Raw genomic sequence first — 20,574 nt, 5'->3', positions numbered from 1 at the left:
GCTCGCCCGGTAAGGCCTTGACACATAAGGGGGCGCTTTTTCCGGTTTCGATTGGTAAACTGTGCGGAAACGGGGCGGCGGCGATTCGTGCGATGGCGCGGAGCGCGACAACAGCCCCGGGGCAGACCAAGGGACACATCCTATGACCCAGATCGATGAGTTGGAGCGGCGCATCACCCAGGCGCTGGACCGCATTGCGCAGGGTGTCGAGGCGCTGGACGCGGGCGCGGCGGCCCCGGCGCCCGAGGCCGAGGCGACGCCGGAGGCAGGCGACAGCGACGAAGTCGTCGGGCTGCGCGCCGCGCTGGAGGACGAAAAGCTGGCCAATGCGCAGCTCGAAGAGCGGGTGCGCGCGCTGCACGACCGCCAGGACGGGCAGGTCGCGGGTCTGCAGGAACAACTGGCCGCACATCGCGAAAGCATGGAGCGGCTGGACGGCGAGCTGCAGCGCCTGCGCAAGGCCAATGAGATGCTCCGCGTCACCAATCAGGAAATGCGCGCTGCGCTTGAGGAAAACGTTGGCGAGCCGCATTTGATCAACAAGGCGATGCTGGCCGAGCTGGAAAGCATCCGCGCCGCGCGCGCCACCGAGGCCGCAGAAACCCGCGCCATTCTCGATGCGCTCGAGCCGATGCTGGCCGAGGCGGCGCAGGAACCGGCAGAGAACGAAGGGGAGACAGCCTGATGCCCGAGGTTGAAATCCAGATCGGCGGCCGGTCCTTCGAGGTCGCCTGCCAGGAGGGCGAAGAGCAATACCTGCTGACCGCCGCCAAGCTTTTGGACAACGAAGCGCAGGTGCTGGTGGACCAGATCGGGCGGATGCCCGAGGCACGGATGCTGCTGATGGCCGGGCTGATGCTGGCCGACAAGACGGCCGGGCTGGAGGATCGTCTGCGCGAGGCCGAGGACCGCGTCGGCACGCTGCAATCGGATCTGCGCTACTGGCAGGAACGCCCCGCGCCCGAACCCGAGCGCGTCGAGGTGCCGGTGGTGCCGGAGGCCGTTACCGAGACATTGGCGGAAATCGCCGCGCGCGCCGAATCCATCGCCGCAGAGGTCGAGGAAAAGGCCGGGCGCTGACAATAGAGGCGCCCGGAGCCCGGCGTCGAAGCGCCGGGCCGGGCGGGGTCAACCCCGCCAATCCGCCCCGGTCGTTCGGCCGGTCAGCCGTTCGCTTCGCGGATCTTGTCGGCGGCGTCCTTGTCGTAGGTGACGCCGCTGGTTTCGAACAATTCATCCAGCTCGCCCGAGAGGGTCATCTCGGTGATGATGTCGCAGCCGCCGACGAACTCGCCCTTGACGTAGAGCTGCGGGATGGTCGGCCAGTCGGAATAATCCTTGATGCCCTGGCGGATGTCGTCATCGGCCAGCACGTTCACATCGGTGAAATCCACGCCCATGTAGTTCAGTACGCCTGCCACGCGGCTGGAAAAGCCGCACTGCGGCATGGATTTGGTGCCTTTCATGTAAAGCACCACGTCGTTGGCTTTGACGGTTTCGTCGATGCGGGTCTTTGCGTCGGTCATGGTGTTGTCCTCTTGCGAAGGGCCGTCCGGCGGGGCGGGCGGCGTTGCGGTCGGTGGATCGTCCGGGGTCAGTCGGGGGCCTTGGTGGTCAGCGCCAGGGCGTGCAATTCGCCGTTGGCGCCGTCCATCTTGCCCTTGAGCGCGGCATAGACCGCGCGTTGCTGCTGGACGCGGTTCTTGCCGCGGAAGCTTTCGTCGATGACCTCGGCGGCGTAGTGGTTTCCGTCACCAGCCAGATCCGTGATGGTGATCCGGGCCTCAGGAAAGGCGGCGCGGATGAGATCCTCGATTTCCTGCGCTTGCATGGCCATGGGGCGCTCCGTTCGTTGCGGTCTTTACGTGATGTAGGCGGCGGCGCGGGCGGGCGCAAGCGGTTCGGCGGGGGCAATCCAGCGGAGTGCGCAAGCGCACGCTTTATTCTGGTGCCTGTGGCGGGCGTGAGCCCGCTTTGACGAAGATTGTGCGGGGGTCAGAGGGCGAGGTCGACCCAGACGGGCACGTGATCGGAGGGTTTTTCCCGGCCCCGGACGGCGCGGTCGATCTGGCAATCGGTCATCAGGTCGGCGCAGGCGGGGCTGAGCAGGAAATGATCGATGCGGATGCCGTTGTCGCGCTCCCACGCGCCGGCCTGATAATCCCAGAAGCTGTAATGCCCGGGCCCTTGGGTGCGGGCGCGGAACGCCTCGGTGAAGCCCAGGTTCAGGATGCGGCGGAAGGCGGCGCGGGTCTGCGGCAGGAAAAGCGCATCATCTTTCCAGGCCTGGGGTTTGGCGGCGTCCTCGGCCTGGGGGATGACGTTGTAATCGCCGGCCATCAGCGCGGGCGTCTCATCGGCCAGAAGTGTCTCCGCGCGGGCAAAGAGCCGCTCCATCCAGGCGAGTTTATAGTCGTATTTCGGCCCCGGCGCGGGGTTGCCGTTGGGAAGATAAAGCCCGCAGAGCCGCAAGGCATGGTGTTCGCCGACCACCGTCGCCTCGATCCAGCGGGCCTGTTCGTCGCTGTCGTCGCCCGGCAGGCCGCGGCTGACATCCTCGAGCGGGTGTTTCGACAGAATCGCGACGCCGTTGAAGCCTTTCTGTCCGTGGGTTTCCACGTTGTAGCCGCGATCCTCGAAAAGCTCGCGCGGGAAGTTTTCGTCGACCGACTTGATTTCCTGCAAGAGCGCGACATCGGGCTGTGCCTCGTCCAGCCAATCGGTCAGCGCGGCGTGGCGCGCCTTGATGCCGTTGATGTTGAATGTCGCGATTTTCACGGCGCGGGCCCCTTTGCTGTGCAACGCATCTATCGCGCAGCGCGGCGCAGGTGACAAGGCCGGGGCGGCGTCACATCGAAAAGCTGGTGCCGCAGCCGCAGGACGAGGTCGCGTTGGGGTTTTCGATCACGAACCGCGCGCCGATGAGTTCGTCAGAAAAGTCGATCACCGCGCCGGTCAGGAAGGGCAGGGAGACCGAATCCACCACCACCTTCTGCCCCTGGCCTTCGAGCACCAGATCGTCGTCGGCAGGCGCGTCGAGCTTGATCTCGTACTGAAAGCCGGAACAGCCGCCGCCCTCGACGGCGACGCGCAGCGCATGGCCCTGGTCGCCCGCGCCGATCTCGGCCAGGCGGGCAAAGGCGCGGTCGGTGACTTTGGGCGGGAGTTGCATCGGGGCGATCCTCTGGTTTCCTTCGTGTGTCGTCCGTAATATATGGGCGGCGGGGACAGGCGACAAGGACAGGTAAGCTTTGGGTCAGGCAAGTTTTGCATGCGATCCGGCGCAGACGCGCGGGCGGCGGGTGGCCGAGGAAGAGAGCGCCTTTCGCTCGTGTTTCCAGCGCGACCGCGACCGGATCATCCATTCCAGCGCCTTCCGGCGTCTCAAGCACAAGACCCAGGTCTTTGTCGAGCACGAGGGCGATTTCTACCGCACGCGGCTGACCCATTCGATCGAGGTGGCGCAGGTGGCGCGCACGATTTCGGGCGCCCTGGGGCTGAACACCGACCTGACAGAGGCGGTGGCGCTTGCGCATGATCTGGGGCACACGCCGTTCGGCCACACCGGCGAGGATGCGTTGAATGCGCTGATGCAGCCTTACGGCGGCTTCGATCACAACGCCCAGACGGTGCGGATCGTGACCGAGCTGGAAAAGCATTACGCCGATTTCGACGGGCTGAACCTGACCTGGGACACGCTAGAGGGCATCGCCAAGCACAACGGGCCTGTGGGCGATCCGGTGCCCTATGCGCTGGCGGCCTACAACGCGCTGCACGATCTGGAACTGCACAGCCACGCCGGGGCCGAGGCGCAGGTCGCGGCGCTGTCGGACGACGTGGCCTATACCAACCACGATCTGCACGACGGGCTGCGCGCGGGGCTTTTCACCGAAGATCAGATCGCCGCACTTCCCATCATCGGCGCGGCCTACGGCGAGGTCGATGCGCGCTATCCGGGGCTGGAACCCTACCGCCGCCGGCACGAGGCGCTGCGCAGGGTCTTTGGCGCGATGGTGGCCGATCTGATCGACACCTCGCGCGACGCTTTGGCGGGGTCGGGTTGCGCCGGGGCGCAGGCGATCCGCGATCTGGGCCGCCCGGTGATCGCGTTTTCCGACCGGCTTCGGGGCGATCTGAAAGAGATCCGGGCCTTTCTCTTTCAGCGTATGTACCGCGCCCCCAGCGTGATGGCGCAGCGCGAGAAGGTGACAAAGGTGGTCGAGGATCTCTTCCCGCTTTACATGTCCGATCCGGGTTTGCTTCCGGGGCGCTGGCAGAGGGACGTGGCGCAGGCCGCCACGGATGCGGCGCTGGCGCGGTTCGTGGCGGATTACATCGCCGGGATGACCGACCGTTTCGCGCTGCAGGAACACGCGCGGCTGACCGGCACGCACGTGCTGGGCGATCTGACCTGAGCGTTTGACAGCCGACAGGCGGCGGAACCAATATGGCCCGCCGGGGGTTGCCACCTGCGGCGCAAGGTCAGGTACGAAGGTTTCAGAATGGCGACAGCAACCGATGTGGGCATCGACCCGGTGATGGGCTTTGCCCTGGTGGGCGCGTTGGGCGTGGGGTCGCAATGGCTGGCCTGGCGGCTGCGGATGCCGGCCATCGTGGTCATGCTGGCCGCCGGGCTGCTGGTGGGTCCGGTGCTGGGCGTGCTCAACCCGTCCCGCGATTTCGGCGCGCTGATGCAACCCATGGTGGCCATTGCCGTGGCGATCATCCTTTTCGAGGGTGGCATGACGCTCAATTTCCATTCGCTCAAGGATGCGGCGGTGGGCGTGCGGCGGCTGGTGCTGATCGGCGCGCCGCTGGGCTGGCTGTCCTCGGCGGCGGCGCTGCATTACATCGCCGGGCTGGGGTGGGAGGCCTCGGCGGTCTTCGGCGGCATCATGATCGTCACCGGCCCCACAGTGATCGCGCCGCTTCTGCGGCAGGCGCGGCTGAAACGACGGCCCGGGAAGCTTTTGCAATGGGAGGCGATCGTCAACGACCCGGTCGGCGCGCTGGCGGCGGTGTTGGCCTTCGAGGTGGTGATCGTGCTGCAGACGGCGACCGGCCCCGGCGACGCCGTTGCCGATATCGCCCTCGGGATCGCGGTGGCGTCGGGCATGGGGGTTGCGGCGGGCTGGGCGCTGGCCAAGTCCTTCCGCATGGCCTGGGTGCCGGAATACATGAAGGTGCCGGTGCTGTTCGTGGTGCTGCTGACGGTCTTTGCCTTGTCGGACGCGGTGCTGCACGAAAGCGGCCTGCTGGCGGTCACGCTGATGGGCGTCTTCATCGCCAATGCCGACCTGCCCAGCTACACCGAGATGCGCCGCTTCAAGGAACACGCAACGGTGTTGCTGGTGTCGGGGGTCTTTATCCTGCTGGCCGCGAACATGAGCCGCGAGGTGCTCTTGTCGCTGGACTGGACGACTTTGGCCTTCGTGATCGCGGTGATCCTGCTGGCGCGGCCGGTGACGGTGCTGGTGTCGCTGGCGTTCAGCGATGTGCCCTGGGCCGAGCGGCTTCTGGTGGCCTTCACTGGCCCGCGCGGCGTGGTTCTGGTGGCGGTGGCGGGGCTTTTCGGCGAACGGCTGACCGAGCTTGGCATCGCCGACGGCGCGCAGGTCGCGCCGCTGGCCTTTGCGCTGGTGGCGGCAAGCGTGGTGCTGCACGGCTTCACGCTGTCGCCTCTGGCCAAGCTGCTGGGCCTCAACGCCACCGACCGGCCCGGTGTGATCATCGTCGGCGGCTCGCAATGGGCCACGGCGCTGGCCGACGCGCTTGGCAAGATGGACCTGCCAGTGGTGGTGGCCGACCCGAACCACGCCCATCTGCGCGGCGCGCGCGAGGCCGGGGTCGAGACCTTCTTCGGCGACATCCTGGCCGAGGTGGCCGAGGACCGGCTGGATCTGGTGCGCTATGAAAAGATCATCGCCGCCACCGACAACGACGCCTACAACACGCTGGTGGCCACCGACCTTGCCCCGGAATTCGGGCGCGAGAACGTCTTTCAGCTGCGCCGTGTGCGCGACAAATCCACCCGCCACGCGCTGCCCGCCAGCCTCGGCGGACGCGCCATCGGCGCCAATGAGACCTATTTCGAGGTCAACGCCCGCATGGCCGGCGGCTGCGAATTCCGCATCACCAAGCTGAGCGCCGAATTCACCCTCGAGAACTGGCGCGAGACCCATCCCGAGGCCGTGGCCATCGCCGATATCGGCCCCGCCGGTCAGCTGCGCTTTCTGGGCCCCGACGACGCGCCGCGGGATGGCGACGGCATCCGTCTATTGGCGATGATGGGCAAGCGGCCCGAACGCCAACAGGCCTGACGGATTGACGCCGGGATTGCCCGTGCTAAACCCCGGGCAACCTCAAGGATGGCGTTCATGAACCTCTTTACCGATATCCGCACGCTTGTCGTCTCGGCGATAGCCGATCTGCAGGGCTCCGGCGCGCTGCCGGGCGATCTGGATCTGTCTAACATCACGGTCGAGCCCCCGCGCGACGCCGCGCATGGCGACATGGCCACCAATGCCGCGATGGTGCTGGCCAAGCCCGCCCGCCAAAAACCGCGCGATATCGCCGAGGCGCTGGCCGCGCGTCTGGCCGCCGATGCGCGCATCGCCAGCGCCGAGGTGGCGGGGCCGGGGTTCCTCAACCTGCGGCTGGCCGATGCCGTCTGGCAGGAGCTGCCCGGCGCGGTGCTGTCGCAAGGCGCGGAATTCGGGCGCTCGGACATGGGGCAGGGCACGCGGGTCAACGTCGAGTTCGTCAGCGCCAACCCCACTGGCCCGATGCATGTGGGCCACGCCCGCGGCGCCATCGTCGGCGACGCCATGTCGGCGCTGCTGGATTTCGCGGGCTACGACGTGACCCGCGAATACTACATCAACGACGGCGGCGCGCAGGTCGATGTTCTGGCCCGGTCGGTCTATCTGCGCTATCTCGAGGCGCATGGCCACGACGTGGAATTCGCCGACGGCACTTATCCGGGCGATTACCTGGTGCCGGTGGGCCAAGCGCTGAAAGACAAGGTGGGCGACGCCTATGTCGGCAAGGGCGAGGACGTCTGGCTGGCCGAGGTGCGCAGCTTTTCCACCGACGCCATGATGGCGCTCATCCGCGAGGATCTGGCCGCACTCGGCGTGCACATGGATCACTTCTTCAGTGAAAAGAGCCTTTACGGCACAGGCAAGATCGAGGCTGCCATCGAAAGCCTGCGCGACAAGGGGCTGATCTATCGCGGCGTGCTCGAGCCGCCCAAGGGCAAGACCCCCGAGGATTGGGAGCCGCGCGAACAGACGCTCTTTAAATCGACCGAACATGGCGACGACGTGGATCGCCCGATCATCAAGTCGGACGGCAGCTGGACCTATTTCGCGCCCGACATCGCCTATCACTACGACAAGATCACCCGTGGGTTCGATCAGCTGATCGACATCTTCGGCGCCGATCACGGCGGCTATGTCAAGCGGATGAAGGCCGCGGTCAGCGCGCTTTCGGGCGGCAAGGTGCCGCTCGACATCAAGCTTTTGCAGCTGGTGAAGCTCTTCAAGAACGGCGAGCCCTTCAAGATGTCCAAGCGCGCGGGCAATTTCGTCACCCTGCGCGATCTGGTGGATATGGTCGGCCCGGACGTGGCGCGCTTTCACATGCTGACGCGCAAGAACGACGTGGCGCTGGATTTCGATTTCGACAAGGTGGTCGAGCAATCCAAGGAAAACCCGGTCTTTTACGTGCAATACGCCCATGCCCGCGTGGCCTCGGTGCTGCGCAAGGCCGAAGCGGCGGGGATCGACGTTTCCGACGCCACGCTGGCCGGGGCCGATCTGTCGGGCATGACCCACGAGGCCGAGCTGGCGCTGGCGCGCAAGATCGCCGAATGGCCGCGCCAGATAGAGATCGCCGCGCGGGTGCACGAACCCCACCGCATCGCCACCTATCTGGGCGAGCTGGCGGCAGAATTGCACGGGCTCTGGAACCGCGGCCATGACGAGCCGTCCTTGCGGTTCCTACAAGAGGACGATCCGGCCGTATCGCAGGGCAAAATCGCCCTCGCGCGGGCCGCGGCAGTTGTCATTTCCGCAGGTCTTGGTATCTTGGGCGTCACACCGGCAGAAGAGATGCGCTGACAAAGGCGCGCCATGGCCGGTCGAGGCAGTGCAAGAAAACCGTCCGGGGGCCGTGGCCACCCGGGGGCAGAGAGGCGGACATGGCAGAGTATTCGCAGGCCGCGCCGGGGCAACCGGCGCCTTCCCCCCGCAATTTCGCGAGCATGGCGAACTGGGCCGGTGCGGCGGTTTCGCTGGCGCTGATCGTGGGGGTCGGGGTCTGGGGCTACAAGCTTTTGGTGCGCGATGTCAGCGGTATTCCGGTCGTGCGCGCTGCCGAGGGGCCGATGCGCGTCGCGCCGGAAGACCCCGGTGGGCGGCTGGCCGATCATCAGGGGCTGGCGGTGAACGATGTCGCGGGCACTGGTCTGGCGGCTGCCCCGGCGGACCGGCTGATGCTGGCGCCGCAGCCCATCGGGCTGACCGAAGAGGACGTGCCGCTGGCCGCCGTGGCCGAGGAGGCGCCGCCCGAGACAGTGGAACTTACGGCACTCGACACCGGGCCGGAGGACGAGCAGGCTACGTCCCTCTCGCAAGCCGCGACCGACACCCCCGACGAGATCGACCCGATCCAGGCGCTCGCCGATCAGATCGCCGCGGGCGTCGCCCCGCTGAGCGAGGTCGACACCGCCGACGCGCCGCCCGTCGCGACCGAACTGGCAGCCGTCGCGGCGCCCGCGCCCGACCTTGGCCCCGGCCTTGCCCGGTCGCTGCGCCCGCAGGTGCGGCCCAGCGGCCTGCGCACCGTAGCCCTCGCCCCTGCCGAGGCCGCGCCCGAGGGCCCGGCAGAGCTCGAACCCGAAAGCCTGCCCGCAGGCACGCGGCTGGTCCAGCTTGGCGCCTATGCCAGCCCCGATATCGCGCGCGACGAATGGGCCCGGCTGGAGGCGCGGTTCGGCGATTACATGGACGGCAAGGACCGGGTGATCCAGCGCGCCAGCTCTGGCGGGCGGGTGTTCTACCGTTTGCGCGCGCATGGTTTCGGCGATCTTTCGGACGCGCGCCGCTTCTGCGCGGCCTTCGTGGCCGAGAACGCCGATTGCATCCCGGTGGTCACACGGTGAGCACGGCGCGTTTCGGCGCGGCGATCCTGGGCTGCGCCGGCCCGCGCCTGACGTCTGCCGAACGCGCCTTCTTTGCCGCCTGCCAGCCCTTTGGCTTCATCCTCTTTGCCCGCAACGTCGAGGACGCGGATCAACTCTGCGCCCTGACCTCCGATCTGCGCGATGCCGTCGGATGGCACGCGCCGATCTTCATCGACCAGGAGGGCGGGCGCGTGCAGCGCCTGCGCCCGCCGCTGGCGCGCGAATGGCCGCCGCCGCTGGACCATGCCGCGGCACTGGGTGAGAAAGCCGCGCGCGGCTTTTACCTGCGCTACCGCATCCTCGCGACTGAGCTGATGCGGTACGGCATCGACGGCAATTGCGCGCCGATGCTGGATATCGCCCGCCCCGACACCCATCCTTTCCTGCGCAACCGCTGCTATGGCGAGACGCTGGATCAGGTGGTAGCGCTGGGGCGCGCCACGGCGCAGGCGCATCTGGATGCGGGCGTGCTGCCCGTCGTCAAGCATATGCCGGGCCACGGGCTCGGTACGCTGGATAGCCATCTGGAGCTGCCGCATATCGCCGAACCGCGCGACGCGCTGGAGGCGCTGGATTTTGCCGCGTTCAAACCCTTTGCCGACCTGCCGCTTGGCATGACCGCGCATCTGGTCTTTGACCGCATTGACCCGGACCGCCCCGCGACCGTGTCGCCCGTGATGATGCGGCTTATCCGCGAGGACATCGGCTTTGGCGGGTTAATCATGACCGACGACATCTCGATGGAGGCGCTGTCGGGCACCGTTCCCGAGCGTGGTGCAGCGGCGCTGGCGGCGGGCTGCGATGCGGTGCTGCATTGCAACGGCGATCTGGAGGAGATGCGCGCGCTGATGGATCGTGTCGGCCAGCTGGATGACGCAGGCCAGAAACGCGCCGACGCAGCGCTTGCACGGCGTCCCGAACCGGTCGAGGTTGACATTGACGCGCTGGCCGATGACCTTCGCGCCCTGACATGACCCTTGGCCCGGCAACCTGATGACCGACACGCCCGATACCAGCAGCCTGCCCAGCGTGGCCGAACGGCTCGCCGCCGAGGCGCTGATCGTGGATGTGGACGGATTCGAGGGCCCGCTCGACCTTCTGCTGACGCTGGGGCGCACGCAGAAGGTCGACCTGCGCAAGATCAGCGTGCTGGAGCTCGCACAGCAATATCTGGCCTTCGTCGAGAAGGCCAAAACGCTGCGGATCGAACTTGCCGCCGACTACCTTGTGATGGCCGCCTGGCTGGCCTTCCTGAAATCGCGCCTTCTGTTGCCGCCGGACCCGACCGACGAAGGCCCCTCGGGCGAGGAACTGGCGGCACATCTGGCGTTTCAGCTGGAACGGCTGCAGGCGATGCGCGACGTCGCCGCGCGGCTCATGGGGCGCGACCGTCTGGGGCGCGATTTCTTTGCCCGGGGCCTGCCCGAACGGATGGAGCGGGTGCGGCGGGTGCAATACACCGCGACGCTGCTCGACCTCATGCAGGCCTACAGCCGCATCCGCACACGCGACGAATTCCGCCCCTTCGTGATGGACCGCGACAGCGTGTTTACCATGGAGCAGGCTCTGGACCGGATGCGCGGGCTCATTGGCTTTGCCGGGACGTGGACCGACATTTCCAGCTATCTGCCCGAAGGCTGGGATGCCGATCCGGTGCGCTGGCGCTCGGCCACCGCGGCCACCTTCGCCGCCTCGCTGGAACTGGTGAAGGAAGGCAAGGCCGAACTGCGCCAATCCGAATCCTTCGCCCCCATCGAACTGCGCCGCCGGGAGGGCCGCGATGGCTGAGGACACCACGCCCGACGATCTGCCCGAGGAAGAGGGCACGCTTTTCGAAGCGCCGCCCATGGGCGAGCAGGAGCGCATGGTCGAGGCGATCCTCTTCGCCACCGCCGAGCCGGTCACCGTCAAGGAACTGAATGACCGCATGCCGCATGGCTGCGACGCCGCCGAGGCGCTGGTGCATCTGCGCAAGCGCTACGAGGGGCGCGGCGTGCAGGTGGTCAAGGTGGGCGACAGCTGGGCCATGCGCACCGCGCCCGATCTGGGGTTCCTCATGCAGAAGGAAACCACCGAGACCCGCAAGCTCAGCCGCGCGGCGATCGAGACGCTGGCGATCATCGCCTATCATCAGCCCGTGACCCGCGCCGAGATCGAAGAGATCCGCGGCGTCAGCGTCAGCCGGGGCACGGTGGACCAGCTGCTCGAGATGGAGTGGATCCGCTTTGGCCGCCGCAAGATGACGCCGGGGCGGCCGGTGACCTTTGTGGTGACGCAGGATTTCCTGGATCACTTCGGCCTGGAATCGGCGCGCGATCTGCCGGGGCTGAAGGAATTGCGCGCCGCGGGCCTGCTGGACAATCGCCCGCCGCCGGGCGCGCTGCCGCAAATGGGCGAGGGCGATGTCGATGCCGACGAATCCCCCGACGAGGGCCAGAGCGAGCTTTTTGAGGACTGACCCCGCGGCTCGTTTCCCGAAATCCTAGACCATTTCTTAACCGATGCGTGCGACCTTGCCGGGAATCTGGGGAGAGCGCGAATGGATCAGTCACGCATGAGGGTCGGGTTGGGCAGCATGGTCGGATCGTCCTCGCCGGTTTCTGGCCACCGAGGGGAAAAAGACATCACCATGCCGGCGTTTTCGCATCTGCGAAGCCTGGTGACGCTGCGGAAATTCTGCTTTGCGGCGATCGCGGTCGGGTTGGTGGCGATCTGGGTCGATTATCTTTTTGCGGGCGTCGATCTCAACGCGGTGCTTGCGGGGGATGCGCACACCAACCCGATCACCGCAGTGGCGCTGGTCCTGGGGTTTCTCGCGACGCTCAGCCAGCGGCCTCTCAAGGTCGCGTCGCGCACCGAAACCCGGCTCTGGCTGGGCGTCTGCGCCTGCGTCCTGGTCTATCCGGCGCTCGAATCGGCCGGGTTGATGGCATGGCTGGGCGTGGCGCATCCGGGCCGGATGGGGATCAACACGGCCATTTCGCTCTTGCTGATCGCGCTTGGCCAGTTGTTGCGCGCCCGGATGAGCGGGGCGGCCTTCGTCTGCGCATTGCTGTCGCTCATTTCGCCCTTCATCAGCGTCAACGGCTACATCCTCGGGCATTCGGAATTTTTCGGCGAAATGGCCCTGACGACCACGCTGGTCCTGCTGCCCCTGTCACTGGCCAATCTGGTGCGCTTTGCCCGCCGCCGCGCCCTGGCCTGATCCTAAGCGACACGTCGGTCGGGCGGCTTGTCCGGCTGCAGATGCTGTTGTGGGCTGTCGGTGCGATCGTGTCGACCGCACTGCTCAGCATGCTCGGCTTCAGATCGGACAACTCGCTTGCGGTGCTGCACACCGCCGAGTGCCTGGCGGTGCTGGTGGCCATCGTGTTGTTCGGGCTGCGGTTTTCCGACATCAGCGCGCGGGCGCGGCGCACGCAACGCCATCTCTTCCGCGAAAGTCAGATCGATCTGCTGACCGGCGCGTCCCGGCGGTCGGCCGCCACCAGTTACTTTGCCTCGCATCTCGACGAGATGCCGGTTGGCACGGTGATGATCGACGTGGATCACTTCAAGGCCATCAACGACCGCTACGTCCATCCCGCCGGCGACAGAATGCTGGTGGAAATAGCCCGCAGCCTGCGTCAGGGGATGCGGATCGACGATCTGCTGGTGCGCTGGGGCGGAGAGGAATTTCTGATCCTGTTCGCCTGTCCGAACGAGGGCATTCTCGAATCCCGGGTCGAGGGGATGCGCCGGCATCTTGCGGCGATCCGCGATCCCGAGGGCGAGGTTGGCGGCGTGACGGCCTCGTTCGGCGCGGTGCTCAGCAAGCCGGGGTCTGGGCGCGATCTGAGCTTTTGGCTGGGGCATGCGGATATGGCGCTCTACCGCGCCTAGACCTTGGGCCGGAACCGGGTCGAGCTGGTCCACGACGGCGCCTGACCGCCTGGGCCGCAGCGCGGCAGGCGGGAATTCTTTTCGCGGCGGTACTGAAATGGCCTCGGATCTGTGGTAGGGCTGACCTAAGCAGTCAAAAACGGAGCGCGCGATGAACGCGAACCAGCTTTTCAACATGATTTCGCGTATGGTGCTGCGGCGCCTTGTGAACAAGGGCGTCAACGCCGGTATCAACCGCGCCGTAAAGGGCCGGAACACCGCGGGCGACGGCCAGACGCATCACGCCGACACCCCCGAGGAATTGACCCCGGCCGAACGCAAACAGGCGCGCCAAGCCCGCCGCGTGGCGAAACGCGCGCGCCAGGCCGCGCGGGCCGCGCGTCGCGCGGGGCGGCTCTGACCCGGGCGTTCAAGCGCGGAAATGCTTGCTCAGCTTCAGGCCCTGTCCCTGATAGTTCGACGCCAGCCCGGCACCGTACAATTGCTGCGGCACCTCTGACATCTGCTCATAGACCAGCCGCCCGACCACCTGGCCGTGTTCCAGAACGAAGGGCGCTTCGTGGCAGCGTACCTCGAGCACGCCGCGCGACCCCTTGCCGCCCGCCTGCGCATGGCCGAAGCCGGGATCGAAAAAGCCCGCGTAATGCACCCGGAATTCGCCGACCATGGCCAGATAGGGGGCCATCTCGGCGGCGTAGCGCGGCGGGATATGCACCGCCTCGCGGCTAACGAGGATGTAGAAGGCATCCGGATCGAGGATCAGCCGCCCGCGATCGGTATGCAGCGCATCCCAGAACTCCGCGGGGTCGTAATGGCCGATGCGGTCTAGGTCGATCACGCCGGTATGCGGCTTGGCGCGGTAGGCGACCAGCGTGCCCTCGGCGGGTTGCAGATCGACCGAAAACCCCAGCCCTTCGCCGATCACCGCCGCGCCGCCGGTGACCAGCTCTTCGCGCGCGTGCAGGTCGGTCAATGCGGCGTCGTCCAGCACCGCGCGGCCCTCGCGAAAGCGGATCTGGTTCAGACGCATCCCCGGCCTCACCAGCACCGAAAACGACCTGGGGCAGATCTCGGCGTAGAGCGGGCCCGCGTAGCCCGCCGCGATGCGGTCGAATTCTGTCCCGCCGTCGGTGATCGTCCGCGTCAGCAGATCGAGCCGCCCGGTCGAGCTTTTGGCATTGGCGATGGCGTGCAGATAATCGGGCAGGGCCAGTCGCTCCATCAACGGGACGACATAGACGCAGCCTTTCTCCAGCACCGCGCCCTGGGTCAGGTCGATGCGGTGCATCTCGAACTCTTCTATGCGCTCGGCCACCGGACGGCCCGTGCCGGCCAGAAACGACGCGCGGACCCGGTAGGCAACGTTGCCCAGGCGCAGATCAAGGCTGGCGGGCTGAACCTGTCCCGCCACCGGCGCGACATCGGCGGCGATGGCGCCGTTCTGAAACAGCGCTTCGATCTGCTGGCTGGCCAAAACGCCCGTCATCCGCGTCCCCCCGTGAAAATCGCCTTCGTTGCGCCTGCATAGCAAGCCCGGCCCGGAAGGGGGAGAGAAAAAGCCCTGCCAAGGCCGTCGTGAGAAGGCAGGAGGGTGATATGTTCGGATGAATTGGTCGGGCTAGCAGGACTCGAACCTGCGACCTTCCGTCCCCCAGACGGACGCGCTACCAGGCTGCGCCATAGCCCGAACTCTGCGACGTGTCTTACCCGATTTGCGGCCAGTCGCAACCCCGAATATCACGAAATCGGCAGTGCCGTTTCAGCCACGCGGCGCGGTCATGACGTCGAGATGGTCGCGCAGCGCGCGCGCCAGCGGCGCGAGCTCGGCCGCCTGCATCGGGCGCAGCGCGTCGATCCGGGCCAGATGGGTGAGCGCGCCGGGGCCGGGGCGGATCGCATCGAGGTCTGGTTTGGGTGGAATCACAACCGGTTCGGGGGCTGCCGCGGCCTCTGTCGGTTCCGATTCCGCCGCGGACCCGGCTGATTCCGGCTCGGGCGGGAGCTCGGCTGGCTCCGGTTCCGCGGCGACCTCTGTCGGGTCCGGTTCGGAGGCGAGCGTGACCGCGTCTTCCTCAGCCGCGCCCTCTTCGGGCTCCGGTTCCGGCTCCGGAGGATTGTCGGTTTCGGGCGGCGCGACCTCGGCCATGGGTTCTTGCAGAAAGGCCGGCAGCGTGTCGATGCCCTGTGCCTCCGCCTCTTCGGCGTCGGCTGTGGCATCCGGCGTATCCGGGGGAACCGCCGGCTCGGCTGTTGCGCCCTCGACGGCTTCCGCCGTTTCGGGTTCGGCCGGATCGGCGAGAGGCGTGGCGATTTGGTCTGACGCGGGTTCGGCCAGCGCGGCGAAGAGATCGGGCTCGGGCGCGGGCTCTTCATTGGCGGGGAATGGCACCACGGTGTCCTCGGGCTCGACCGCCTGGGCGAAGGGGGCGTCCTCGATCTGACCCGCCGGTTCCACCGGTTCGCCGTCGATCGGTTGCGAGAGTGAAGAAACGTATTTAACGCCTTGTTCCCGAAGAGTTTTCTGCGCACCCTTGATGGTCATGCCCTCGTCATGCAAGAGCTGTTTGATCCCGCCCAGAAGCGCCATATCGGCGGGTCGGTAATAGCGCCTGCCGCCGGCGCGCTTGACCGGTTTGACCTGACTGAACTTGCTTTCCCAGAACCGCAGCACGTGCGCGGGTGTGTCGAGCCATTCCGCCACCTCGCTGATTGTGCGGAAGGCGTCGCGGGATTTGCTCATGGTCCGGGCCTCAGCGTTTGTTACCGGCGGCGACACGCTCTTTCATGAGGTGCGAGGGACGGAAGGTCAGGACCCGGCGCGGCTGGATCGGCACTTCCTCACCGGTCTTGGGATTGCGGCCCACACGTGCGGCCTTTTCGCGGACCGAAAAGGTCCCGAAGGACGAGATCTTGACCTGTTCGCCGTCCACCAGCGCGTCTGACATGTGGGTGAGAACGGATTCCACAAGCTCGGCGCTTTCGTTGCGCGACAGCCCCACCTCGCGGAACACGGCTTCGCTCAGGTCCATGCGGGTCAGTGTTTTGTCGCCCATGCTATCCCTCCAGTTTCACGCAGCATAGGGCGTGCGCAATTTCCGAGTCAATATCAATGGCTTGTAAGGGCGGCTTTATGCTACCAGCGCAGCACGACCGCGCCCCAGGCAAGACCGCCGCCGATGGCCTCTGTGATGATCAGATCGCCGGGCTTGATCTGGCCGCGCTGCTTGCCGACCGACAGCGCCAGCGGGATCGACGCGGCGGAGGTGTTGCCGTGGTCCTGAACCGTGACGACGACCTTGTCCATCGACAGGCCGAGCTTTTTCGCGGTGCCCTGGATGATGCGGATATTGGCCTGATGCGGCACGATCCAGTCGACCTGATCGCCGGTCAGCCCGATCTTGCCCAGCGCCGTGGTCGCGGTGCTGGCGAGCTTTTCCACCGCGTGGCGGAAGACCTCTTTGCCTTCCATCCGCAGGTAGCCCGTGGTCTGGGTGCTGACGCCGCCGTCGACATAGAGGATATCGCGGAAAGAACCATCCGAATTCAGATCGGCGGCAAGGATGCCGCGGTCCTCAGCGGTGCCTTCGCCCTCGACCGCCTCGAGGATCAGCGCGCCCGCGCCGTCGCCGAAAAGCACGCAGGTCGATCGGTCGGTCCAGTCCATGATGCGCGAGAACGTCTCGGCGCCGATGACCAGAACGCGTTTGGCCTGGCCCGACAGGATCAGCGCGTTGGCGTTGCAGAGCGCATAGATGAACCCCGCGCAGACCGCCTGCACGTCGAAGGCGAAGCCGTGGTTCATGTCAAGCTGCGCCTGCACCATGGTCGCGGCGGAGGGGAAGGTCAGATCGGCGGTCGAGGTGGCGACGATGATCGCATCGAGATCGCCGGGCGTCATCCCCGCATCGTCCAATGCGGCGCGCGCGGCGCGGGTCGCCATGTCGGATGTCGTCTGCCCTTCGGCGGCGAAATGCCGGCGTTCGATGCCAGACCGGGATCGGATCCATTCGTCGGTGGTATCGAGGCTTTTCTCGAATTCGGAATTCGGAACAACGCGGTCGGGCAGGTAGTGCCCAACGCCGGCCACGGCGGCGCGAATGGTCATGAAGCTGTCTCGTCTGATTGCCCGGTAGTGTCTTGCGCCAGTTCGGCCGCGGTTGCAACCCGTGCCGCCAGCTTGTCGTTGAACCCTTGCTGGGCCAGCTGGACCGCCAGCTTGACCGCGGCCGACACGCCGGTCTCGTCCGCCGAGCCGTGGGATTTGACCACGGTGCCGTTCAGCCCTAGGAACACGCCGCCGTTCACGCGCCGCGGGTCGATGCGCTTTTTCAGCCGGTTGAGCGAGGTAAAGGCCAAAAGCGAGGCCAGCCGCGACATGAAGGAATAGGCGAAGGCCTGGCGCAGCAGATCGCCGATCAGGCTGGCGGTGCCTTCGCCGGTCTTGAGCGCGACATTGCCGGTGAAACCGTCGGTCACGATCACGTCGCAGCGCTTGCCGGGGATGTCGCCGCCCTCGACGAAGCCGACGAAATCGTAACTGCCCGCCTCGGCGTGGCGGCCGATCAGCTCATGCGCCTCTTTCAGCTCGGCGCGGCCCTTGTGTTCTTCGGTGCCGACATTCAGCAGGCCGACGCGCGGGCGCGTCAGGCCAAGGCCATTGCGGGCGTAGGACATGCCCATCAGCGCGTATTGCAAAAGGTCCTCGGCGTCGGCGCGGATATCGGCGCCCACGTCCAGCATGACGTTAAAGCCCTGCGGGTTGCGCGAAGGCCAGAGGATCGCGATGGCGGGGCGGTTGATGCCCGGCAGTTTGCGCAGCCGCACCATCGACAGCGCCATCAGCGCGCCGGTGTTGCCGCAGCTGACCGCGACCGTCGCCTCGCCGTTGCGCACCGCCTCGAGCGTGGACCACATCGAGGTGTCCTTGCCGTTGCGCATGACATAGCTTGGCTTGTCGTCCATCTTGACGACGCCGGTGGCATGGCGCAGCTCGCAGCGGTCGGCGAGATCGCCGCGCTTGGCCAGAAGCCGCTCCAGCTCTGGTTTTGGGCCATGCAGCAGGAAGCGGATTTCGGGATTCGCCTTGGCGGACAGAGCAATGCCGGCGACAACTGCCGCCGGCCCAAGATCGCCGCCCATGGCGTCGATCGACAGAACCACCTGATCGCTGCCCGCCTTCGTTCGATCCTGCTGGGAGGTCATGAAAGGGGCCTGATCCGGGATTATGCCGCGTCTTCGTCCAGTTCGATTTCGTCGGTCGCCGCGACGACTTCGCGTTCCGCGTAGTGACCGCAGGACGGGCAGACGTGGTGCGGCCGCTTCAGTTCGCCGCAGTTGTCGCATTCGTTCGGGTTGCCCGCGACCAATGCGTCATGCGCGCGGCGGTTGTTGCGGCGCGATTTCGATACTTTGTTCTGTTGGACGGCCATGTCTCAACCTATCTTTGTCTGGACGGGCTCCGCGTCGGGCGCCCGTCGTGTGGCGGAATATCGGGCCACATAGGCGCGAATGCCGCCCCATGACAACCCTGAATCTCGTGAAGGCGAGAACATAGGGACGCGCGCGAAAATCGCAAGCGGAAAGTCAGTCTTCCCCCGCAAGCTTGTCGCGCAGCGCCTGCAGACCGGCAAACGGTTTGACGTCGTCGTCGCTTAGCGGCGTGACGCCGTCGGCGGCGAATTGCGCCTCTTCCAGCGCGGCGTCGTCGGCGCGGGGATATTGCGGCAGCGCCAACGCCAGCGCCTCGGCCATGATCCGGCCAAGGTTGATCGTGTCGCCCAGCGGGTCGATGGTGTCGTCCTCGGGCATTTCCATCTCGCCTTCGGGGGCGGCCGGTTCGATCAGCGCCTCGGGCAGAAAGAGCCGGGTCACCGGCTCGTCGATGCGGGTGGTGACCGGGGCCAGGGTGACCACGCAAGGCTGCACCACCGTCGCTCCCAGCATGGCATCGAGCCGCCAGCCGCGCTTGCCCTCGGGCGCGACGGTGCCGGCAAAGCGCAGCTTGCGCAGCGCGCTCAGTCCCAGCGTCTCGGCCAGGGCGGCGCGCTGCGCCTCGCCCGGGCGCAGATCGAAGGCGGTTTCCCGCTTGGTGCTGAGGCTGGCGACGCGCAGCCGGTCGGTCTGATCGTCGAATTCGGCCATTGTCCGGGGGTTTCCTTTACTTGAATGGTCGCGCGACCTGTCGTAAGCGAGATATGAGGCATGCAGGGCCAAGGCAAGAGGGGCGTCATGGACGGGTTCAGAGCGAAGCTGAGGTTCGGGCTTCTGGCCGTGGTGCTGACCGCGACCACCGCCTGCACGGCGCAATTCCGTCAGCACGGCTATGTTCCGCTGGAGGCGGACCTGCAGCAGATCGTCCCCGGCGTCGACACCCGCGCCACGGTCGAGGACGTGATCGGCGTGCCTTCGACCTCGGGCGTGCTCGACAACAGCGGGTTCTATTACGTCGAATCGCAGGTCCGGCATTTTGCCTGGCAAGCCCCCGAAGTCATCGACCGCGAGGTTCTGGCAATCACCTTCGACGTCGACGGGGTGGTCGACAACATCGTGCGCTACGGGCTCGAGGACGGGCGGGTGGTGCCGCTGGCGCGTCGTGTGACGCGGTCTGGCGATGGCGATATCAGCTTTATCCGCAAGCTCTTTGGCAACATCGGCCGAATCCGCGCCGAGGATCTGTTGGGCAGCTGACGCGTGCCGCGCCCGGCGGACGATGCGACCACGATCCCGGTGCCGAAGGCAGATCCGACGCCCGCGCGACTCCGCTGCCGTCTGGCGCAGAGCGCGTCCGATCTGGAGGCCGCCCGCGCGCTGCGGCGTCTGGCCTTCCGGCTGGCGCGCGAGGACGGGGACGATCACGATGCACGCTGCCGCCATGTGCTGGTCGAGGAACGCGCGACGGGCGCGGCGGTCTGCACTTGCCGGGCGAGGGTGATCGCGCCGCGGGACGCCCATACCAGCTATTCCGCGCAATTCTACGATCTGACGCGGCTGCGGCGTTATCCCGCCCCCTTGCTCGAGCTGGGGCGCTTTGCGCTGCATCCCGGCTGGCGCGATCCGCAAATCCCGCGCATGGCCTGGGCGGCGGTCACCGCGATGGTCGATGCGGCGGGTGTGGGGTTCCTCTTTGGCTGCAGCAGCTTTCCCGGCACCGACCCCGCGCCGCATCGCGCCGCACTGGCCACGTTGGCCGACGGGTTCCTGGCCCCGGCCCGCTGGGCCCCCGGCGTGAAGGCCGCCGAGACGGTCGCGCTTGAACCGGACGGGCAGGGCGGCGCGCCGCCGGCCGCCGGGCTGCCGCCCTTGCTGCGCAGCTATCTGGCGATGGGCGGTCGGGTGTCGGACCATGCGGTGATCGACCGGCAGATGAACACGCTGCATGTCTTCACCGGGATCGAGGTGGCGCGGATCCCGCCCGCGCGCGCGCAGGCGCTGCGCCGCCTGGCGGCCTCCTTCGATATTTCGTGAAATAGCGAACAAGACCGCCCGCTTGACGGCGGAGGCCATTG

25 protein-coding genes and 1 tRNA gene are annotated in these 20,574 nt (G+C 66.9%); 14 read left to right on the top strand and 12 right to left on the bottom strand.

Features of this window, described 5'->3' with window-relative positions; translation table 11 throughout:
• The first annotated feature begins 142 nt into the window (after positions 1–142).
• Positions 143–685, top strand: a complete 543-nt coding sequence (locus tag RXV88_RS15530) for a hypothetical protein (RefSeq protein ID WP_316294407.1) — start codon at positions 143–145, stop codon at positions 683–685.
• Positions 685–1,080, top strand: a complete 396-nt coding sequence (locus RXV88_RS15525) for a cell division protein ZapA (protein WP_316294406.1) — start codon at positions 685–687, stop codon at positions 1,078–1,080. The genes RXV88_RS15530 and RXV88_RS15525 overlap by 1 nt, the downstream gene beginning before the upstream one ends.
• Before the next feature lie 83 nt (positions 1,081–1,163).
• Here the strand turns inward: RXV88_RS15525 and grxD are convergent, their stop codons facing one another.
• The 4 genes from grxD to RXV88_RS15505 all read right to left on the bottom strand — a co-directional run bounded on the left by grxD (position 1,164) and on the right by RXV88_RS15505 (position 3,172).
• Positions 1,164–1,526 (bottom strand): Grx4 family monothiol glutaredoxin, encoded by a 363-nt coding sequence (gene grxD, locus RXV88_RS15520; RefSeq protein WP_316294405.1) that lies wholly within the window; start codon positions 1,524–1,526, stop codon positions 1,164–1,166.
• 68 nt (positions 1,527–1,594) lie between these two features.
• Entirely contained in the window at positions 1,595–1,837 is a 243-nt protein-coding gene (locus RXV88_RS15515) for a BolA family transcriptional regulator (protein WP_316294404.1), read from the bottom strand.
• 158 nt (positions 1,838–1,995) lie between these two features.
• Positions 1,996–2,778, bottom strand: a complete 783-nt coding sequence (gene xth / locus RXV88_RS15510; protein WP_316294403.1) for an exodeoxyribonuclease III — start codon at positions 2,776–2,778, stop codon at positions 1,996–1,998.
• Between the two features lie 70 nt (positions 2,779–2,848).
• Positions 2,849–3,172 carry an iron-sulfur cluster assembly accessory protein gene (locus RXV88_RS15505; protein ID WP_316294402.1) on the bottom strand — a complete coding sequence of 108 codons (324 nt, stop codon included), beginning with the start codon at positions 3,170–3,172 and terminating at the stop codon, positions 2,849–2,851.
• A gap of 79 nt (positions 3,173–3,251) precedes the next feature.
• On the opposite strand from RXV88_RS15505, the gene RXV88_RS15500 reads away from it, so the two are divergent.
• From RXV88_RS15500 to RXV88_RS15455, 10 genes are all read left to right on the top strand, one after another.
• Positions 3,252–4,415 carry a deoxyguanosinetriphosphate triphosphohydrolase gene (locus tag RXV88_RS15500; protein WP_316294401.1) on the top strand — a complete coding sequence of 388 codons (1,164 nt, stop codon included), beginning with the start codon at positions 3,252–3,254 and terminating at the stop codon, positions 4,413–4,415.
• Positions 4,416–4,502: 87 nt separating this feature from the next.
• On the top strand, positions 4,503–6,320 hold the full coding sequence (locus RXV88_RS15495) for a sodium:proton antiporter (RefSeq protein WP_316294400.1): 1,818 nt from the start codon (positions 4,503–4,505) through the stop codon (positions 6,318–6,320).
• A gap of 57 nt (positions 6,321–6,377) precedes the next feature.
• On the top strand, positions 6,378–8,123 hold the full coding sequence (gene argS, locus RXV88_RS15490; RefSeq protein WP_316294399.1) for an arginine--tRNA ligase: 1,746 nt from the start codon (positions 6,378–6,380) through the stop codon (positions 8,121–8,123).
• 80 nt (positions 8,124–8,203) lie between these two features.
• Entirely contained in the window at positions 8,204–9,166 is a 963-nt protein-coding gene (locus RXV88_RS15485) for an SPOR domain-containing protein (RefSeq protein WP_316294398.1), read from the top strand.
• On the top strand, positions 9,163–10,161 hold the full coding sequence (locus tag RXV88_RS15480; protein ID WP_316294397.1) for a glycoside hydrolase family 3 N-terminal domain-containing protein: 999 nt from the start codon (positions 9,163–9,165) through the stop codon (positions 10,159–10,161). The genes RXV88_RS15485 and RXV88_RS15480 overlap by 4 nt, the downstream gene beginning before the upstream one ends.
• A 19-nt stretch (positions 10,162–10,180) precedes the next feature.
• A complete protein-coding gene (locus RXV88_RS15475; protein ID WP_316294396.1) occupies positions 10,181–10,975 on the top strand; it encodes a ScpA family protein in 795 nt (264 codons plus the stop codon).
• Positions 10,968–11,645, top strand: a complete 678-nt coding sequence (gene scpB / locus RXV88_RS15470) for an SMC-Scp complex subunit ScpB (protein ID WP_316294395.1) — start codon at positions 10,968–10,970, stop codon at positions 11,643–11,645. Before RXV88_RS15475 ends, scpB begins: the two co-directional genes overlap by 8 nt.
• An 81-nt stretch (positions 11,646–11,726) precedes the next feature.
• Entirely contained in the window at positions 11,727–12,392 is a 666-nt protein-coding gene (locus RXV88_RS15465) for a hypothetical protein (protein ID WP_316294394.1), read from the top strand.
• A gap of 89 nt (positions 12,393–12,481) precedes the next feature.
• Complete coding sequence (locus RXV88_RS15460; RefSeq protein WP_316294393.1) at positions 12,482–13,069, top strand: GGDEF domain-containing protein; 588 nt, start codon at positions 12,482–12,484, stop codon at positions 13,067–13,069.
• A 151-nt stretch (positions 13,070–13,220) separates the two neighbouring features.
• The gene (locus tag RXV88_RS15455) at positions 13,221–13,469 is read left to right on the top strand and encodes a hypothetical protein (RefSeq protein WP_316294392.1); all 249 of its coding nucleotides are present in this window, start codon (positions 13,221–13,223) and stop codon (positions 13,467–13,469) included.
• A 9-nt stretch (positions 13,470–13,478) separates the two neighbouring features.
• On the opposite strand, the gene RXV88_RS15450 is transcribed toward RXV88_RS15455, so the two are convergent.
• The 8 genes from RXV88_RS15450 to RXV88_RS15415 all read right to left on the bottom strand — a co-directional run bounded on the left by RXV88_RS15450 (position 13,479) and on the right by RXV88_RS15415 (position 19,210).
• On the bottom strand, positions 13,479–14,555 hold the full coding sequence (locus RXV88_RS15450; protein WP_316294391.1) for a 2'-deoxycytidine 5'-triphosphate deaminase: 1,077 nt from the start codon (positions 14,553–14,555) through the stop codon (positions 13,479–13,481).
• A 124-nt stretch (positions 14,556–14,679) separates the two neighbouring features.
• Positions 14,680–14,756, bottom strand: a tRNA-Pro gene (locus RXV88_RS15445).
• Between the two features lie 72 nt (positions 14,757–14,828).
• Positions 14,829–15,809 carry a MerR family transcriptional regulator gene (locus RXV88_RS15440; RefSeq protein WP_316294390.1) on the bottom strand — a complete coding sequence of 327 codons (981 nt, stop codon included), beginning with the start codon at positions 15,807–15,809 and terminating at the stop codon, positions 14,829–14,831.
• Between the two features lie 10 nt (positions 15,810–15,819).
• Positions 15,820–16,122, bottom strand: a complete 303-nt coding sequence (ihfA, locus tag RXV88_RS15435; RefSeq protein WP_316294389.1) for an integration host factor subunit alpha — start codon at positions 16,120–16,122, stop codon at positions 15,820–15,822.
• An 80-nt stretch (positions 16,123–16,202) separates the two neighbouring features.
• Positions 16,203–17,174 carry a beta-ketoacyl-ACP synthase III gene (locus RXV88_RS15430; RefSeq protein ID WP_316294388.1) on the bottom strand — a complete coding sequence of 324 codons (972 nt, stop codon included), beginning with the start codon at positions 17,172–17,174 and terminating at the stop codon, positions 16,203–16,205.
• Positions 17,171–18,271: a phosphate acyltransferase PlsX gene (plsX, locus tag RXV88_RS15425; protein WP_316294387.1), complete on the bottom strand. Its 1,101-nt coding sequence runs from the start codon at positions 18,269–18,271 to the stop codon at positions 17,171–17,173. The genes RXV88_RS15430 and plsX overlap by 4 nt, the downstream gene beginning before the upstream one ends.
• A gap of 20 nt (positions 18,272–18,291) precedes the next feature.
• The gene (gene rpmF, locus RXV88_RS15420; RefSeq protein WP_316294386.1) at positions 18,292–18,498 is read right to left on the bottom strand and encodes a 50S ribosomal protein L32; all 207 of its coding nucleotides are present in this window, start codon (positions 18,496–18,498) and stop codon (positions 18,292–18,294) included.
• 154 nt (positions 18,499–18,652) lie between these two features.
• Positions 18,653–19,210 (bottom strand): DUF177 domain-containing protein, encoded by a 558-nt coding sequence (locus tag RXV88_RS15415; protein WP_316294385.1) that lies wholly within the window; start codon positions 19,208–19,210, stop codon positions 18,653–18,655.
• Between the two features lie 87 nt (positions 19,211–19,297).
• On the opposite strand from RXV88_RS15415, the gene RXV88_RS15410 reads away from it, so the two are divergent.
• Positions 19,298–19,756 carry an outer membrane protein assembly factor BamE gene (locus RXV88_RS15410; RefSeq protein WP_316294384.1) on the top strand — a complete coding sequence of 153 codons (459 nt, stop codon included), beginning with the start codon at positions 19,298–19,300 and terminating at the stop codon, positions 19,754–19,756.
• A 3-nt stretch (positions 19,757–19,759) separates the two neighbouring features.
• A complete protein-coding gene (locus tag RXV88_RS15405) occupies positions 19,760–20,533 on the top strand; it encodes a GNAT family N-acetyltransferase (RefSeq protein WP_316294383.1) in 774 nt (257 codons plus the stop codon).
• Positions 20,534–20,574: the final 41 nt, after the last annotated feature.

The sequence above is a fragment of the Aestuariicoccus sp. MJ-SS9 genome, assembly GCF_032586235.1.
In the GTDB taxonomy this organism is placed as follows: domain Bacteria; phylum Pseudomonadota; class Alphaproteobacteria; order Rhodobacterales; family Rhodobacteraceae; genus Aestuariicoccus.
The sequence above is the reverse complement of the archived record's forward strand: the minus strand, read 5'-3'. Positions and strand labels throughout refer to the sequence as shown.